Annotated in this window: 16 protein-coding genes, 1 pseudogene and 1 riboswitch; of the genes and pseudogenes, 8 read left to right on the top strand and 9 right to left on the bottom strand. The window is 63.4% G+C overall.

Annotated elements, in window-relative coordinates; translation table 11 throughout:
• Positions 1-303: 303 nt before the first annotated feature.
• Both GGI48_RS20965 and GGI48_RS20960 read right to left on the bottom strand, forming a co-directional pair.
• Positions 304-1,986: a fatty acid--CoA ligase gene (locus GGI48_RS20965; RefSeq protein WP_179599889.1), complete on the bottom strand. Its 1,683-nt coding sequence runs from the start codon at positions 1,984-1,986 to the stop codon at positions 304-306.
• Positions 1,987-2,132: 146 nt separating this feature from the next.
• Complete coding sequence (locus GGI48_RS20960) at positions 2,133-3,317, bottom strand: MFS transporter (protein ID WP_047306033.1); 1,185 nt, start codon at positions 3,315-3,317, stop codon at positions 2,133-2,135.
• 85 nt (positions 3,318-3,402) lie between these two features.
• Here GGI48_RS20960 and GGI48_RS20955 point away from each other — a divergent pair, with 85 nt between their 5' ends.
• Positions 3,403-4,176 (top strand): AraC family transcriptional regulator, encoded by a 774-nt coding sequence (locus GGI48_RS20955; protein ID WP_179599887.1) that lies wholly within the window; start codon positions 3,403-3,405, stop codon positions 4,174-4,176.
• Here GGI48_RS20955 and GGI48_RS20950 read toward each other — a convergent pair.
• Positions 4,160-4,789, bottom strand: a complete 630-nt coding sequence (locus tag GGI48_RS20950) for a LysE family translocator (RefSeq protein WP_179599885.1) — start codon at positions 4,787-4,789, stop codon at positions 4,160-4,162. The genes GGI48_RS20955 and GGI48_RS20950 overlap by 17 nt on opposite strands.
• An 84-nt stretch (positions 4,790-4,873) precedes the next feature.
• Between GGI48_RS20950 and GGI48_RS20945 the strand changes: the two genes are divergently transcribed.
• The 3 genes from GGI48_RS20945 to GGI48_RS20935 all read left to right on the top strand — a co-directional run bounded on the left by GGI48_RS20945 (position 4,874) and on the right by GGI48_RS20935 (position 7,719).
• The gene (locus tag GGI48_RS20945) at positions 4,874-5,839 is read left to right on the top strand and encodes a 2-hydroxyacid dehydrogenase (RefSeq protein ID WP_179599884.1); all 966 of its coding nucleotides are present in this window, start codon (positions 4,874-4,876) and stop codon (positions 5,837-5,839) included.
• Positions 5,840-5,870: 31 nt separating this feature from the next.
• Positions 5,871-6,869, top strand: coding sequence for a class I SAM-dependent methyltransferase (locus GGI48_RS20940; RefSeq protein WP_179599882.1), 999 nt, complete (start codon positions 5,871-5,873; stop codon positions 6,867-6,869).
• A gap of 51 nt (positions 6,870-6,920) precedes the next feature.
• Positions 6,921-7,042: riboswitch (yybP-ykoY riboswitch) on the top strand.
• Positions 7,043-7,134: 92 nt separating this feature from the next.
• Positions 7,135-7,719, top strand: coding sequence for a TMEM165/GDT1 family protein (locus GGI48_RS20935; protein WP_042940848.1), 585 nt, complete (start codon positions 7,135-7,137; stop codon positions 7,717-7,719).
• Between the two features lie 84 nt (positions 7,720-7,803).
• On the opposite strand, the gene GGI48_RS20930 is transcribed toward GGI48_RS20935, so the two are convergent.
• On the bottom strand, positions 7,804-8,622 hold the full coding sequence (locus tag GGI48_RS20930; RefSeq protein ID WP_103741274.1) for a M48 family metallopeptidase: 819 nt from the start codon (positions 8,620-8,622) through the stop codon (positions 7,804-7,806).
• A gap of 211 nt (positions 8,623-8,833) precedes the next feature.
• Between GGI48_RS20930 and GGI48_RS31575 the strand changes: the two are divergent.
• A pseudogene (locus tag GGI48_RS31575) lies at positions 8,834-10,135 on the top strand (methyl-accepting chemotaxis protein); the annotation flags it as partial.
• Positions 10,136-10,195: 60 nt separating this feature from the next.
• Positions 10,196-11,038: a methyl-accepting chemotaxis protein gene (locus tag GGI48_RS31570; protein WP_371261320.1), complete on the top strand. Its 843-nt coding sequence runs from the start codon at positions 10,196-10,198 to the stop codon at positions 11,036-11,038.
• A 121-nt stretch (positions 11,039-11,159) separates the two neighbouring features.
• Here GGI48_RS31570 and GGI48_RS20920 read toward each other — a convergent pair whose 3' ends face one another.
• The 3 genes from GGI48_RS20920 to GGI48_RS20910 are packed head-to-tail and all read right to left on the bottom strand — an operon-like array spanning position 11,160 to position 12,274.
• The gene (locus tag GGI48_RS20920) at positions 11,160-11,780 is read right to left on the bottom strand and encodes an SOS response-associated peptidase (protein ID WP_047306035.1); all 621 of its coding nucleotides are present in this window, start codon (positions 11,778-11,780) and stop codon (positions 11,160-11,162) included.
• Positions 11,781-11,815: 35 nt separating this feature from the next.
• Complete coding sequence (locus GGI48_RS20915) at positions 11,816-12,076, bottom strand: putative signal transducing protein (RefSeq protein ID WP_179599878.1); 261 nt, start codon at positions 12,074-12,076, stop codon at positions 11,816-11,818.
• 15 nt (positions 12,077-12,091) lie between these two features.
• Positions 12,092-12,274 carry a CPXCG motif-containing cysteine-rich protein gene (locus GGI48_RS20910; protein ID WP_016967048.1) on the bottom strand — a complete coding sequence of 61 codons (183 nt, stop codon included), beginning with the start codon at positions 12,272-12,274 and terminating at the stop codon, positions 12,092-12,094.
• A 140-nt stretch (positions 12,275-12,414) separates the two neighbouring features.
• Between GGI48_RS20910 and GGI48_RS20905 the strand changes: the two genes are divergently transcribed.
• Entirely contained in the window at positions 12,415-13,581 is a 1,167-nt protein-coding gene (locus GGI48_RS20905; RefSeq protein ID WP_047306037.1) for a 1-acyl-sn-glycerol-3-phosphate acyltransferase, read from the top strand.
• 66 nt (positions 13,582-13,647) lie between these two features.
• On the opposite strand, the gene GGI48_RS20900 is transcribed toward GGI48_RS20905, so the two are convergent.
• On the bottom strand, positions 13,648-13,935 hold the full coding sequence (locus tag GGI48_RS20900) for a hypothetical protein (protein WP_177431187.1): 288 nt from the start codon (positions 13,933-13,935) through the stop codon (positions 13,648-13,650).
• Positions 13,936-14,123: 188 nt separating this feature from the next.
• On the opposite strand from GGI48_RS20900, the gene GGI48_RS20895 reads away from it, so the two are divergent.
• Positions 14,124-14,330 carry a hypothetical protein gene (locus GGI48_RS20895; RefSeq protein ID WP_016964398.1) on the top strand — a complete coding sequence of 69 codons (207 nt, stop codon included), beginning with the start codon at positions 14,124-14,126 and terminating at the stop codon, positions 14,328-14,330.
• A gap of 88 nt (positions 14,331-14,418) precedes the next feature.
• Here GGI48_RS20895 and GGI48_RS20890 read toward each other — a convergent pair whose 3' ends face one another.
• On the bottom strand, positions 14,419-15,003 hold the full coding sequence (locus GGI48_RS20890) for a YajG family lipoprotein (RefSeq protein ID WP_179599876.1): 585 nt from the start codon (positions 15,001-15,003) through the stop codon (positions 14,419-14,421).
• Between the last annotated feature and the right edge of the window lie 109 nt (positions 15,004-15,112).

Here is a 15,112-nt window from a genome sequence, read left to right as displayed (position 1 = left end):
TACGCTCTTCTGAAGACGCTGCGGATACCGGGTCGAGCAACACCGCCCCAGGCCCGAAGTTGCGTGGCGCGAGCACCCCACAATGCTCCGTACTTCAGAAAAATCCGTGAACGGACTATATCCAGCGGGGATTACTGCTTGATCCCTCTAAAGTGTGATTTGCAGCCACCCACCGCGCTGGAACAACCCTTTGCCACAGCCGTTGAAAGACGGCGCGCTAAGAATGGCTGAAAATCTCGTGAGCACAAGGCAAAGGCTTGCCGGGTGGGCATGCCGTGCCCGGGCGGGCACGGCAAGGGGCGCTCAAAGCGTGGAGAGGAAGGTGCTGTTACTGGCTTGCCATTCGCTGATGTCGATGCGAATGCGCTTCTTGTCCAACTTGCCAACGCTGGTCTTGGGAATTTCAGTAACAAGGGCGATCTGACTGGGGATCGCCCACTTGCTCAAGTGCCCCAACTCCACGAATGGCTTGAGGTGTTCCTTGAGCTCGCGGGCACCAATGGCATGACCTTCGCGGATCACCAGCAAGGCGAACGGGCGCTCGCCCCACTGCGGATCGGCAATGCCCACCACTGCTACTTCACGTACCGCCGCGTGGCGACTGATGAGGTCTTCCAGGTCCAGGGAGGAGATCCACTCGCCGCCGGTCTTGATCACGTCCTTGATCCGGTCGCGGATGTCGATCACCCCCATGCTGTCCAGGGTCGCCACGTCGCCGGTGTGCAGCCAGCCGCCTTCCCACAGCTCGGCGCCCTTCTGCGGCTCGTTGAAATAGCCTTCGGTCAGCCAGGGCGCGCGCAGCACCAACTCGCCCTGGGACTCGCCGTCCGCCGGCAGGAACTTGCCCTCGGCATCGATGATCGCCGCTTCCACCAGCGGGCCCGGCACCCCGGCCTTGATCCGGTAGGTGGTGCGCTCGTCTTCGCTGCTCGCCATCAGTTCGTCATTGAGATGGGCGCAGGACACCAGCGGGCCGGTCTCCGACATGCCGTAAGCGGCAGTCAGTTGAATGCCCCGGGCCTTGGCTGCCTCATATAGCGCTCGGTTCAGCGCGCTGCCGCCGATGACGATCTTCCAGCCGCCGAAATCGGTGCCCTGGGCCGCCTTGGCGTTGAGCACCATCTGCAGGATGGTCGGCACACAGTGGGAGAAGGTGACCTTTTCCCGGCGCCACAACTCCACCAGGTACTCAGGGTCGTAGCGTCCCGGGTAGACCTGCTTGAGCCCGAGCATCGTGGCCACGTAGGGCAGGCCCCAGGCATGCACGTGGAACATCGGGGTGATGGGCATGTACACGTCGTTGGTGCCCAACAGCCGCACACTGTCGATGCAGCCCATGATGGTGGACACCCCCAGGGTGTGCAGCACCAGTTGCCGGTGGGTGAAATACACGCCCTTGGGATTGCCGGTGGTGCCGGTGGTGTAGAAGGTGGTGGCCACCGAGTTCTCGTCGAAATCCTCGAAGCTGTACTGGGGGCTGGCGGCGGCCAGCAACGTCTCGTACTCCCCCACCAGGTTCGGCAGCTCGGCGGTTTTCTCCGGGGCATCGGTGAGCAGCAGGGTTTTCTCCACCGTGGTCAGGTGCCCGGCGATGGCTTGGTACAGACCGACAAACTCGCTGTTGACCAGCACGAAGCGGTCCTCGGCGTGGTTCATGGTGTAGAGGATCTGCTCCGGCGACAGACGCACGTTGATGGTGTGGATCACCGCGCCAATCATCGGGATGGCGAACATGCACTCCAGGTAGCGATGGCTGTCCCAGTCCATGACAGCCACGGTGTCGCCAGCCTTGACCCCGGCGGCGGTCAGTACGTTGGCCAGGCGCGCCACGCGCTCGATCAGGGTCGGATAGGTGTAGCGCAACTGGTCGCGGTAGACGATCTCGCGGGTTTTCTCGTAACGACTGCCGGACATCAGCAGCCGCTTGATCAAGAGCGGGTATTGATAGGCGCCTTCGGCGGGGGGGATAACACGAGTCTGCAACATAAGAATCCCTTTTCTGACGGCTCGGTCGTAGCTGGAGAATACTCACTCTAGAGTGCCTGTGCGCCTGCTAAATCAGCCAAAGGGATGATTTGCAGAGCCGTACAAATACTAGCTCCAAGCCAGCATTGGTGCGGCTCCGCGTGAGTTCAAGCGTTCTGTCCCACCGCCGCCTCGGCCGGAGTCCGGGGAAACGCCAGCGCGGCCGCAAAGGTCAGCGCGGCAAACCCGGCAAGGATCAGGTACAGGCCGCTCAACCCCTGGCGCGGCTCCACCAGGGCAATCAACGGAATGGCCGTGGCGCTGGCACCGAACGACAAGCAGTAACGCAAGGCGAAGACCCGCGACTGCCACTGCGGCGCGACGAAGTTGGCGACCATGGCGTCATTCACCGTGACCTGACCAAACACCACGAACATGAAGGCCGCCCCCAGCAGGATCACACTCCAGCCCTCGCTGTGGGCCATGGCCAGCAGCAGCGGCGCCTGGAACAGGGTCAAGACGATGAATGGCCACTTCAGGCTGAAGCGATGCAACACCCGGCCGATGGTCAACTGCGCCACCGCACCGAAGGCATAGGCCAGGCTGACCACCAGGCCCAGGGTCTGCGGCGAGGTGAACAGCGCGTGCAGGCGTTCCTGGAACAGCTTGGGGTAGGTCATGGTGGTGGCGTTGAACACCACCCCGCCGGTGGCCGTGGCCAGGGCCAAGACACCGAACACCAGGAACATGGAGATCTGCTGCCCGCCCTTGCCCTTCAAGCCGACGTGGGGCCGAACCGGCACCGGCTCCTCACGCACCTGCAAGGCAAAACCGATTCCCAGCAGGATCGCCACCGCCCCCGGCAGGATAAAGGCCGAACGCCAGCCGAACCGGGCCACCAGAAAACCGCTGATCAGCGCCGAAAAAGCCACGCCGAGATTGCCCCACATGCCGTTGATGCCAATCTCCCGTCCACGATTCTGGGCATAGGCCACCAGCATGGCCGTACCCACCGGGTGGTAGATCGCAGCGAACACCCCCATCAGGGTCAGGCCGATCACCAACAGGGTCGGGCTGTTGCTCAGGCCGGTAAGGATCGACGCCGCGCCAATGCCAAAGAAGAACAGCAACATCATCTGTCGTCGGCTCCAGTGGTCCCCCAGCCAACCGGCGGGTAGCGAACAGGCGCCAAAGGCGATGAATCCGCCCAGGGACAGGCCGATCAGCGCCGCATAGTCCAGGGCAAAGGCCTGGGTCATGCCCAGCACGGCGGCGGGAAAGATCAGCATGAACATGTGATCGATGACATGGGCAGCATTGACGTAGCGGATAACGTTTCGAGCTTGATTCATGGCGGCACACAAGGTTGGTTGTTGTGTCGCCTATGCTAAGTTGGCTGTTTACAGCATTCCTGACAACAAAGTCATTGGATCGGACATGTTAATCAGCCACTTCCACCACGGCCCGGTGAGCGCCTATCCCCGCGACTATCCCGATGCCGCCCACCAGCCCTCCCATCGCCATCGCGAAGCGCAGTTTCTCTACGCCGCCTGCGGCACCATGCGCGTGGTCACCGCCCAAGGCGCCTGGGTGATTCCGCCAACCCGCGCGGTGTGGATTCCGCCCCTGGTGGAACATGAGATCTTCATGGTCGGCGAGGTCCGCATGCGCTCCTTGTTCATTGCTGCCCATCTATCTCCGCCATCCTTGCAACAGTGCTGTGTGCTGGCGGTGACGCCCTTGCTGCGGGAGCTGATCCTGCGGGCGGTGCAAGGGCCGGAGCAGGCGGAAAATCCGCTGATCCAGCAACTGATGCTGGAAGAGATCGCCGGCCTGGAAAACCTGCCCCTGCACATTCCCATGCCCCAGGACCGGCGCCTGCAGAGCATCTGCCGGCCCCTGCTGCAGACTCCGGACCATCCCCACACCCTGGAAGACTGGGCACAGCAGGTCGGCGCCAGCTCGCGGACCCTGGCACGGCTGTTTCAACAGCAGGTGCAGATGAACTTCAATGCCTGGCGCCAGCAACTGCGCCTGATGGAAGCCCTGCCACGCCTGCTCGCCGGGGAAAGCGTGCACAGCGTGGCCGACTCATTGGGATATGGCAGTGCCCGGGCCTTCAGCGCGATGTTCTACCGCTTGCTGGGGGATACGCCACGGCATTACGTGGCGACCCTGAACCAGCTCAGCGCACTCAATGCATCTCGGTGAAGGCCAGTTTCACGCCGATGGCGATCAGCACCGCGCCCATGGTGCGGTCGAACCAGTGGCCCATGCGGGCGAAGCCGGCACGCACCCGCTGCTGGCTGAATAGCAGCGCCACCAGGCAGAACCAGAGCGCAGTAGCCGCCGCCAGGTACACCCCGTAACCGGCCTGGATCGCCAGCGGTGTGTGCGGGTTGATCACCACGGTGAACAGCGAGAGGAAGAACAGCGTTGCCTTGGGGTTCAGGCCATTGGTCACGAAGCCTGAAGTAAAGGCCCCGCGAGCGGTACGAATGCCCTCCTCCTGGTGCAGATCATCCGCCGCCGGCTTGGCCGGTTGGGCGCGCAGGGCCTTGAAGCCGATGTACAGCAAGTAGGCGGCCGCCAGCCACTTCAGGGCGTTGAACAGCACGATGGATTGGGAAACGATCAGGCCGATTCCCAGCAGTGAATAACCCACGTGCAGGAAGATCGCGCAGCCCACGCCCAGGGCGGTCCAGGTGCCGGCGCGACGGCCGTGGGTCACGCTTTCGCGCACCACCACGGCGAAATCCGGGCCGGGGCTGGCCACCGCCAGCAAGTGGATCAGGGCAACGGTCAAGAACTCGGTGAGGTACATGCAGGCTCCTGTGTATGTCTAATTATTTCATCTGTTAGGCTCGGCAGATTACGCCTTAGATCCCCCGTGCAAAAGGTACAGTTCATGATCAACAATCGCCGCGCCGTCTTCCTCGATCACAGCTCGCTGGACCTGGGCGACCTGGACCTGAGTGCGCTGCACCACTGCTTCAGCCCCCTGCAACTGCATGCCCACACCCCCGCGGAGCAGGTGATCGAGCGCCTGCAAGGCGCCCAGGTGGTCATCAGCAACAAGGTCGCCCTGAGCGCCGAAACCCTGGCGGCCTGCCCCGATCTGCGACTGATCCTGGTGGCTGCCACCGGCACCAACAATGTCGATCTGAGCGCGGCCCGCCAGCAAGGCATCTGTGTCAGCAACTGCCAGGGCTACGGCACGCCATCGGTGGCCCAGCACACCCTGATGCTGCTGCTCAATCTCGCCACTCGGGTTGCCGACTACCAACAAGCCGTGGCCGCCGGCCGCTGGCAGCAAGCCAAGCAGTTCTGCCTGCTGGACTTCCCCATCATCGAACTGGCGGGCAAGACCCTCGGCCTGCTGGGCAATGGCGAACTGGGCAGCGCCGTGGCGCGCCTGGCCGAAGCCTTTGGCATGCGCGTGGTATTGGGGCAGATCCCCGGACGCCCGGCTCGGCCGGATCGCCTGCCGCTGGAGGAATTGCTGCCACAGGTGGATGCCCTGACCCTGCACTGCCCACTCAACGAACACACCCGCCACTTCATCGGTGCCCGGGAACTGGCCCTGCTCAAGCCCGGCGCCCTGGTGGTCAACACCGCCCGCGGTGGCCTGATCGACGAACAGGCCCTGGCCGACGCACTGCGCAGCGGCCATCTGGGCGGCGCGGCCACCGACGTGCTGAGCGTCGAACCGCCGGTGAACGGCAATCCGCTGCTGGCCGGTGATATCCCGCGCCTGATCGTCACCCCGCACAACGCCTGGGGCAGCCGCGAGGCGCGCCAGCGAATCGTCGGCCAACTGACGGAAAACGCCCGCGCCTTCTTCAGCGGCGCCCCGCTGCGGGTCGTGAGTTGATAAACTTCGCCACTTTTTTCGGGGGCGGATCATGGACACACGCAGTGAAGTACTGTTGCGTCAGGCTGAATTGTTTCAAGGCTCACTGCTGCTGGCCGGCCTGGCCGCCGACGACCTGCTGGGCCGCCTGCCCAACGCCCGGGGCTGGAGCTGGCACGCTGGCGATCAGGCAGCCCTGGAGGCGCGTTTTCCAGGCCGCAGTCACTTTGGTGTAGAAGCACCGGCCGAGCCCTTCGACAGCGCGGTACTGTTCCTGCCCAAGTCCAAGGACCTGACCGACTACCTGCTCAATGCCCTGGCCTCACGCCTGGCCGGGCGCGAGTTGTACCTGGTGGGCGAGAAACGCAGCGGCGTGGAAAGCGCCGCCAAGCAACTCAACCCCTTCGGCAAGCCGCGCAAGCTCGACAGCGCGCGCCACTGCCAGCTGTGGCAGGTCACGGTCGCCAACGCTCCCGAACCGGTGGCGCTGGAGAGCCTGGCCCAGGAATACGAGCTGCCCCTGGCTGAAGGTCCGTTGACAGTCGTCAGCCTGCCGGGCGTGTTCAGCCATGGACGCCTGGATCGCGGCACCGCGTTGCTGCTGGAGCATCTGGATCACCTGCCCGCCGGTCATCTGCTGGACTTCGGCTGTGGCGCCGGGGTGCTGGGCGCCACCGTCAAACGCCGTTACCCGGACAACCGCGTGACCCTGCTGGATGTGGACGCCTTTGCCGCCGCCAGCAGCCGCCTGACCCTGGCCGCCAACGGTCTGCTGGCCGAGGTTCTGACCGGTGATGGCATCGACGCCGCGCCCATGGAATTGAACGGCATCCTGACCAACCCGCCCTTCCATACCGGGGTCCACACCGATTACCAAGCCACAGAAAACCTGCTGCGAAAAGCGGCCAAACATCTGCAAAAAGGCGGCGAACTACGGGTAGTTGCCAACAGCTTCCTGCGCTACCAGCCGCTGATCGAAGAGCACCTGGGGCCGTGCGCGATCAAAGCCGAAGGCCAGGGTTTCCGGATTTACCGGGCCAAGCGCGGCTGAGATGGTTTTCGCAAACAAGGCTTGCCGAATGGATTTTGCCTAGGCAGAATCCGCTCCGTCCTAGGGGAGTAGTCTCCCACGAGCGCCACGCTCGTCCGGCATGCGTCAACATACTTGGTCCTCAGACCATGGCGCATGCGACCCAAGAGTCCGCACAGACGGACCGCAGGGTTTGACAAGACCTATGACACGCACACCTTACCCGGGGCGGGAAGGCTGTACGTGTCATAGCCGTGTCGACCCGCCCCTTAGGAAAACCCTGATGATGCTGGATTCTCTCCTCGTTCCCACCGCAATCGTTGCCTTGGCCGAAATCGGCGACAAGACGCAACTGCTCGCCCTGATTCTTGCCGCGCGCTTTCGCAAACCCTGGCCGATCATCGCCGGCATCGTCGCCGCGACCCTGGCCAACCACGCGGCCGCCGGTGCGGTAGGTGCCTGGTTCGGCAGTTTCTTCTCGGATGCGACCCTGCACTGGATCCTGGCCGCCAGCTTCACCGCCACCGCCCTGTGGACCCTGGTGCCGGACAAGATGGATGACGATGAAGCCACAACTGCACGCAAGTTCGGGCCTTTCCTCACGACCCTGATCGCTTTCTTCCTGGCGGAAATCGGTGACAAGACCCAGGTCGCTACCGTCATGCTGGCGGCGCAGTATCCGGACCTGTGGCTGGTGATCATCGGCACCACCCTGGGCATGCTGATTGCCAACGTGCCGGTGGTGCTGGCGGGCAACTTCGCCGCGGACAAACTGCCCCTGACCCTGATTCGTCGCCTGGCGGCGTCGGCCTTCTTCATCCTCGCCGTGGTGGCGGTGTACAAGGCCATGCAGATCAGCGGCTGGCTATAAACGAAATCGCCGGCAAACCGGCTCCTACACAACCTGTAGGAGCCGGCTTGCCGGCGAAAGCGTCAGCGAAAATGCAGCGATGGATCAGGACTTCTTGGCCTGCTCATACAGAGGCATCACCTTCGGAATCGCCGCCTGCAAGGAAGCGATTCGGCTGGTGGAAGCCGGGTGAGTGCTCATGAACTCGGGCGGCGCGGAACCACCGGCAGCCTGGCCCATCTTGTTCCACAGGCTGATAGCCGCGTTCGGGTTGTAGCCGGCACGCGCGGCCAGCTCCAGGCCGATCAGGTCCGCCTCGTTTTCATTCTCGCGACTGTTGGGCAGGGTCATCAGCAGGTTCACCCCGTTGTCACCCAGGGCCACGGTTTCCTGCGAGACACCGAACAGGGTTGCGATCTGCTTGCCAGCACCCACTGCATATTGCTTGGACATCGCTTCACGACCGTGCTCGCGCAGGGCGTGGGCGATCTCATGGCCCATGACCGCGGCGATTTCATCGTCGGTCAGCTTCAGTTTTTCGATCAGGCCGGAGTAGAAAATGATCTTGCCGCCAGGACCGCAGTTGGCGTTGAGCTCATCGCTCTTGATCAGGTTGACCTCCCACTTCCACTGCGCGCAGTCGGGGCGAAAGGTCGGCGCCTGTGCGATCAGGCGGTTGGCAATGACCTGCAGGCGCTTGGCATTGGCACTGGTCTTGTCCAGCACGCCCTGGCTGCTGGCCTCACCCAGAGTCTGTTGATAGGACTGGGCATAGGACTGGTTGACTTCAGCACTGGACACCATGCTGAACATGGACTGCTTGCGATCCACCCCCACCACGCCACCGCTGGTGGTATTGACCGTTTCACAACCGGTCAGGAGAACGGCAGCGCTCAGCGCACACACCAGTAACGACTTCTTCATCATGAAACCTCCCTGAAAACATGGCGCGTATCCTAAGGGCGGAACTGTATCCGCGCCAGATGCAAAACACGCATTCAGTCGCAATTCAGATACATCCAGAGCCTGACGAAAAAACTTCACATTTCGCCCGAGGCCGCCAACGGCCTGCATCACACCCCCATCAATAACGACCTTTAACCCTCTGAAACAGTCATTTCTCCTCTCCAGGCTAATGACCGGTGAGGCTGCGGCCGATACAGCACGGCAGACCTCAATTCCTGCGCCCGGAGCCTCTATGAAGTTCAAGTCGATCCAGTTTTCCGTGGCCGCCCTGGCCGGAACCATCGTCCTCAGCGTGGTTGCAGCCCTGGTGCTGTACGCCCTGTTCTCCGGGGCCAGGACCCAGCACATGGTGCAAGAGCGCACCCAGACCCAGTTCGAGCAAGTGATCGAGCAGCGCCTGAGCGGCCTGGCCCAGACCCAGGTCAGCCAGATCCAGCGAGAACTCGAAGCGCCACTGCTGATTGCCGGCGGCCTGGTGCGGGTCAATGCCCTGCTGGGCACTGCGGATGCGCAAGGCCACGCTGGCCTCAGCCTGAGCCGCGAACAACTGATCGCACTGGTCAAGGAAAACGTCACCCAGAACCCGAAGATCCTCGGCGCCTACATCGGCTGGGAGCCCAACGCCATCGACCACAACGACGCGGCCTATGTCGGCACCTCGATGGTGGGCATCGACGCGGCCAATGGCCGCTTCCTGCCCTGGTGGTTCCGCAACGAAGACGGCAGCCTGGGCCTGGACAAACTGGCCGACGTCAACGATCGGACCCTGCTCTCCACCGGCGTGCGCACCAGCGAGTACTACCTGTGCTCCAAGGACAGCCTCAAGCCGTGCGTCATCGACCCCGCCCCGTACAAGGTCGGCGACAAGGTGGTGATGCTCGCCTCCTTTATTCAGCCGATTCTGCTCAACGGCAAGTTCCAGGGCATTGTCGGCGCCGACCTGTCGGTGAACTTCATCCAGGACATGCTGGTGGGCGCCAATCAGAAGCTCTACAGCGGTGCCGGTGAGATGGCACTGATCGGCGGCAACGCTCGCTTGGTGGCCTACACCAAGGATTCGAGCAAGTTCGGCGAGAAGGTCAGCGATGTACTGCCCCCAGACGCGGTGGCCAGGCTGTCCAGCCTCAAGCGCGGCGAAGTGACCTACAACGTCGACCAGGCCAATGGCAAGATCGCCCTGTACCTGCCGTTCGGCATCGGCCAGACCGACGCCAACTGGACCCTGATGCTGCAACTGCCCCTGGGGGCGGTGATGGCCGATCTGAACGCCCTGCAGAACGATCTGGCGCAACAGCGCAAGGCCGATACATTCGGCATGGCCATGGTCGGCCTGCTGATTGCCGGCCTCGGCCTGCTGGTGATCTGGCTGGTGGGCCATGGCATCGCCCGGCCGCTGCGGCAGATGGTGGCCATGCTCGACGACATCGCCCAGGGCGAAGGCGACCTGACCCGGCGCCTGACCAGCGACCGCGCCGACGAGCTGGGTTCGATCGCCAAGGGCTTCAATACCTTCCTGGCCAAGCTGCAGGCGATGATCAGCCAGGTGGTGACCTCGGTGCAGAGCGTCAGCGACTCCTCGGAACACACCGCCGACATCGCCATTCGCACCAACCAGGGCGTGCACAAGCAAATGGTGGAAATCGATCAGGTGGCCACCGCGGTGCATGAAATGACCGCCACCGCCCAGGACGTCGCACGCAATGCGACCCAGGCCGCACAAGCCGCCAGCCATGCCGACCAGGCCGCCAGCCAGGGCATGCAGATCGTGCGCGACACCTCCAGCGCCATTGGCGCCCTGGCCGAGGAAATCGGCCGCGCGGTGGGCGTGGTGCAAACCCTGGCCAAGGACAGCGAGAACATCAACGCCATCCTCATCGCCATTCGCGGCATCGCCGAACAGACCAATCTGCTGGCCCTCAACGCGGCGATCGAGGCAGCCCGAGCCGGCGAACAGGGTCGCGGCTTTGCCGTGGTCGCCGACGAGGTACGCAACCTGGCGCAGAAGACCCAGCAGGCCACGGAAGAAATCCAGTCGATGATCCAGCAACTGCAGCAGGGCACCCGGGAAGTGGTGCGGGTCATGGAGGACAGCCAGCACAAGACCGACCAGAGCGTGGAGCATGCGGCCAAGGCTGCCCAGGCCCTGGAAACCATCACTCAGGCCGTGTCGGTGATCAACGACATGAACACCCAGATCGCCAGCGCCGCCGAGGAGCAGAGCGCCGTGGCCGAAGACATCAACCGCAATGTGATCAACATCGGCCAGGTGGCCAATGAAGTGGCCGGCGGTGCCGACGAGTCCAGCGCGGCCAGCGCCGGGCTGACCAAGCTGGCGGAACAGCAACGGCGCCTGATCAATCAGTTCAAGGTGTAACCCGGCGACACGCCTCCCCGCGCAGAATCTGGCCGCTCGGCGAAGACGCTCTCAAGGGCCTCTTCGCTGGCCTGCACGCTCCTACAGCCAGCTCCTGCAATCAGCGCCCTTGGCCGGCCAGTCAGGCAGGGGTCAGGCACTCGGGGCCGTTGAGCTTGGGGTCGTTGACCAGATTGGCCAGGACCCGCTCGCGCAAGGCGGCGGGCGGGCTGGCGAGCAAGGCTTGCAGGGCATGCAATGGGGTTTCGGGATCGAGCCAGGCGTCCTGGCCGGCGGCATCGAGGATCAGCGGGCGGCGCAGATTGGCCGCCGCCTGGGTCACCACCGCGGTGCTCAGCCAGACCTGCTCCTGCACCGGGTAGGCCTCCCAGATCGCGGCAAAGAAGATCGACGAACCCTCCCCCGGCGTCAGCCAGTAAGGCCGCTTGCGGCTGCCACCCCGCCACTCATAGAAACCGTTGGCCGGCAGCAGGCAACGCCGCTCGCGAAACGCCTGGCGAAACATCGGCTGCTCGGCCAGGGTTTCCGCCCGGGCATGGGCCGGGGTACGCGACAGGTCGGTCAGCCAGGCCGGGGTCAGCCCCCAACGGGCCCGGGCCAGGGTGCGCTGGCCGTTTTCCGCGCGCTGGATCAGCACCGAATCATTGGGCGAGATATTCCACTGCGCGCGCTGATCCTCGGGAAATCCCGGCAAGGCGGCGAAGGCGGGGTTCCAGCGAAACAGGGCATAACGTCCACACATTGGGCAATACAACTCTCGGCAAATCGGCGCTCAGCCTAACAGACCAGCACCCCGGCAAAATTGTCCGGCTCGTCAAAGGGCAATGGCAGGGCCGCATTGTACGCAGCGATCAGCGCACGCGCCTGCTGCGCCTGATGGTCGTGTACCGACAGCCCCAGCAACCCGAACAACGGCAGCTCCCCGGCCCCGCCGAGCAGGTCGCGCCCCTGGAGGTGGGACTCGATGCCCTCGCTGGCCAGCATGCTCTGGAGCAACTCGCCTTCCATCAGGTTTTCCGGCTCGTAGATGCGCTGCATGAGAGCCTCTCCCCGTCAGTCGTTTTCACTGTGCACGTCGAGCATCCATTCCCGGCCATCGGTCTGCAGCGTAAAGACTATCGGCCGGCAGCAGACCGGGCAGTCTTCAATGTAGGTCTGGTCGCCCGCGGACAGGTCCAGAACCGCTTCCGCCTGTTCGCCACAGTAAGGGCACTGATAATGGTCGGTTTCCAGCATCGCCGTCTCCAGAGTGACTTATGCGTATAATCGCCGGTCTATTTGCAGGGCTTTTTTTGTCTGAGCCGAGTTTTCAGACCGCGCCCGGCCTTTTTTCGATCCGAACCTTTACTTACCCTAGCCGTTTCTAACAAGAGAGCATGATGGGCGAATTCGATGCCATCCGACCTTACCACGACAGCGAAGTACCAGCGGTGCTGGCCCGGCTGCTCAGCGACAAGGCGTTTCTAGATATCCTCACCCACTTTCGCTTCCCGCGTTTTGCCAACACGTTCGGCTGGCTGCTCAAACCCCTGATCGCCCATCGCCTGCGCCGCGAGTTCGCCGGGGTCACTTCCGTGGCCACGTTGCAGGACAAGGTCGAGTTCTACGTCGACCACACCATCGAACGCGCTACCGACGGCGTGACCTACACCGGCGTCGAGCAGCTCAAGTCGGGCACCGCCTATGTGTTCCTGGCCAACCATCGCGACATCGTCATGGACCCGGCCTTCGTCAACTACGCGGTTTACCACGCCGGCCTGCCGACGCCACGCATCGCCATTGGCGACAACCTGCTGCAGAAGCCGTTTGTCAGCGACCTGATGCGCCTGAACAAGAGTTTCATCGTGCACCGCTCCATCAGCGGTCGTCGGGAAAAACTCGCGGCCTATCAATTGCTCTCGGCCTATATCAACCACTCGATCCGCAACGACGGCCAGTCGATCTGGATCGCCCAGGCCGAAGGCCGGGCCAAGGATGGCGATGACCGCACCGAGTCGGCCATCCTCAAGATGTTCCACATGAGCCGCAAGGACGAGCCGTTTGCCGAGGTGATCCGCTCGCTGAACCTGACCCCGGTGTCCATCAGCTACGAATACGACCCTTGCGATCAGGCCAAGGCTCGCGAGCTGTATATCCGCGCCACCACCGGCAGCTACACCAAGGCCCCCGGCGAGGACGACGTGAGCATCGCCAAGGGCATCACCGGCTACAAGGGGCGGGTCCATGTGAACTTCGCCGCCCCCATCAGCGCCCTGTTCGACGACACCAAGCAACTGGCGGTGGAAATGGACCGGCAGATTCTCGGCGGCTACCGCCTGTTCCCGGTGCACTACCTGGCCTACGCCCAGTGGAGCGACGCCGATCCGCAACTGCAGGTTCCGGCCGCCGCCGAGGTGTTCCCGGCGCAGGAACTGGCCAAGGCCAAGGAAGAATGGCAGCGCCGACTGGATGCCTGCCCGCCGGAGCACCGCCCTTATCTGGTGCTGCAATACGCCAATCCGGTACGCAACCAGTACCGGGTCAAGGCCGGCCTGCCGCTGTAAGCGCGGCCCCGCAACGCACAACGGCGCCCATGGGCGCCGTTGTCGTCTCTGCAGCTGCGGGCTGGATCAGAAACGCGTGCTGATCCAGGACACCAGCAGTGCCAGCCCCAGGCAGGCGAAGCCGAAACGATAGAAGAAGCGATTGATGCGCAAAGTGGCGGGGTCCAGCATCAGCAGCGGCTGATCCACGGCCCGGTCTTCACTCTGGGTGGCCAGGTTGGCCAGGGCTCGCTGCTCGCGGCGGCGGGTGGCATGCAGCAACCAGCTGCCCGGACAGGCGAACAACAGGGCCAGCAGATTGATCAATTTGGCGGGATGGGCGTTGAACATCGACCAGATCAGTTGCAGCGACATCATGAACCTCGAAGGAAAAGCGTATTCGGGTCGCCGAGTGCACCCGCGCGCGGATTCTACTCAATCCCCATCGAATCGCGGGGGCCTTTCCGACCAGTAACGAGGCACGGGGCAATTAATTTAAAGCGTCATCTTTTCGTCATCCAAACAAGCCAGTCTGTCGCCCCTCGAAACCCACGGAGCTTGTCATGCTGCACGCCGAAAACCAGGATCGCCTCTACCTGATCACCCCCAGCGAAGAACAGCAGGCGCTGGTGGGCGCCCTGGCCTTCAATGTTCAGGACCGGCACTGGCTGGTGTATTGCGCACTGGGTGGGCATCAGCACGCGGATCTCCCGGAAACCGACCTGCTGACGGGCATCAGCATGCTGGACTTCTACGTCGAAGCGGCCTGAGACACGACCAGCAAAAAGCCCGGCTGCCTGAAGGGCAACCGGGCTTCTGTCGACCGGGTGGCAACGGATCCAGGTCCGTTGCGATGCCTTATTCGCCGAGGATCTGACCGATGGTCGGGTCCTTGAACAGGCGGGTCAGCGCATCGCTCAACACATCGCCCACCAGCTTGGTATTGGTGTCCTGGTTCGGCGCCATGCCGAAACGCTGGTCCAGGGACGCGCCATAGCGACCGCTGTAGCGGCGGTTGGCGTTTTGCACATCGGAACGGAAGGTCGCGCCAATGGTGGCCTCGGTCACGTACAGGCCTTCTTTAGGCGACTGGTACTTGAGCTCGGCCAGGGTCACGGTCAACTGCGGAGCATTGCTGCCACCGGCTGTCGGGGTGAAGCCCAGCAGACGCACCGCCGCTTCGGCCTGGGCCTGCAGCTTCGGCAGGATCTGCGCGCTCTGCACGGTAATGGCGCTGGTTTCCGGATACAGGCCGCCACGGGTGCCCAGGGTCGGCGACGGACGTCCATCGACCACCCTCACCACCACCGGCTGACCGTGGCCGACAGGCGCCAGCTGAGTGGTGAGCTTAGGCTCCGGGCTCAGTTGTTGCGGGCTGTGGGCGCAACCCACCAGCGACAGACTGGTCACAGTGATCAAACCGAACAACAGGCGTTGCAACATGCTCATCTCTCCAGGAATCAGGCACAAACAGGCCCGCAGTATAGCGGTGCACAACCGCGACGAACCAGCGTCGGGCATGAGTTAGTCAGGACTCAGACAGGTGCCGTAC

The organism is Pseudomonas protegens (assembly GCF_013407925.2).
GTDB classification, from domain to species: domain Bacteria; phylum Pseudomonadota; class Gammaproteobacteria; order Pseudomonadales; family Pseudomonadaceae; genus Aquipseudomonas; species Aquipseudomonas fluorescens_AP.
This window is presented reverse-complemented; position numbering and strand designations above follow the sequence as displayed.